Here is a 1,465-nt window from a genome sequence, read left to right as displayed (position 1 = left end):
ATTTCTCTACTTTTGCATCTGGTGCTTGATAGCTTGTTGGATATATAAAGCCCTTTATTCCTTTGCTTTGCAGTAAATTTTGAGCATCACTTATAGTAAATTTAGAGTTATCTATATCATATATAAGCGTAGGAGTTATGCTATCAATACTGCTAGCTTCTTCACTTTTATCTTTGAAACTTGCCACTGATATAGCTGAATAGTTTTTAAGTATTGATTTTAGATTGTATGGCTCTATTCGTATCGTTTCCCAGCTATTTAGCACTTGAGTTTTTGGGTTCTTATTTGGCGTGCTAAAGTCACTACTTACACTTAATGTTATCTTTGGCTCATTTTTATTGGCTCGAAGCTCTATAAGCATTTGCTCTAGCTCATTAACTACGTGAAATAATGCTCCTTTTCTGCCATTATAGACTATCTTGCACATTAGATCAGTTAGATTATAAGTTCCTTTAAACCCATCCACTCTTACTTTATATTTGTCATTTACCATTTCAGGTTTTGCGGTGATGTTAAATTTTGCATTGATCATAGGCAAAAATTCTCTTATATCCACTGCATTAAGTCTCTTTGCCCTATCATAGTAGTCTTTTTTGAAACCATCATCTTCCTCTATCATTCTTAATATATAATCAGCTGTAGAATTTTTAGCATCAGCTAGCAGCTCTTCAACACTTATGTTTTGCTCTTTTGTGCTGTCTTTTGGCTCGATTACCACATCTGTTTCTATCTTCATTTGCGTATCTTTTTCTTTGCCTTTCCTAACCTTTTGTGCTGCACTTTTAAAGCTTTCATATTGCTTTTCTAGTTGGTCTTCATCCATGCCTAAAGGCTCTATATTATTTAATCCATACTTGTTAGATAAGATGTCATTAACCACTCTTTTAAATTTCTCTACTGATTTAGCCATGATGGCTTTTGCTTGTTGTTTGGATGCACCTTTTGTATATATAACTCCACCAGTTTTTACACTATGAGTAAATTTCATATTTTCAAAAGAGACTATTAGATGGATGTGAGGCTCTCTTTTTAATGGTTCGCCATTTTTATGTTTCTTGTTTAATGTTCTATTTTCTAGTGCCCCTTCTGGGCGAGGAATATATGGCTCTTCTTTTATTATAGGAAGATGAGCTTCAGCATAAAAAAGTAGCTCATCTATGTCGTGATTTGGGAAAGTTAGCCTTAAAAAGTCCATTATAAACTCATCTATATTGCCACTTTCATATAGCCTGCTCCACTCCTCTGAAGTAAATGACAAGGATATATGATAGTAGTTATATTTCTTATTCTTTTTCTTGCTCTGGTGCCTTTCAGACATCTCGATAAGATCTAAATTTCCAGCCAGTGGCAATCTATCATCTTTTTCATCTCTAGTTAGCTTTGAATCTCTTTTCTTACCAGTTTTTAGATAATCAGCTACGCCTTTTTCTCCCTTTGAGATCTTAACTATCATAGTTACTCCTTA

At 33.9% G+C, this 1,465-nt stretch carries 1 pseudogene; it reads right to left on the bottom strand.

Features of this window, described 5'->3' with window-relative positions:
- A pseudogene (locus tag CYP05_RS04425) lies at nt 1-1,453 on the bottom strand (aminotransferase); the annotation flags it as partial.
- Between the last annotated feature and the right edge of the window lie 12 nt (nt 1,454-1,465).

It is taken from the genome of Campylobacter concisus (assembly GCF_002913545.1).
Classification (GTDB): Bacteria; Campylobacterota; Campylobacteria; order Campylobacterales; family Campylobacteraceae; genus Campylobacter_A; species Campylobacter_A concisus_AV.
The sequence above is the reverse complement of the archived record's forward strand: the minus strand, read 5'-3'. Positions and strand labels throughout refer to the sequence as shown.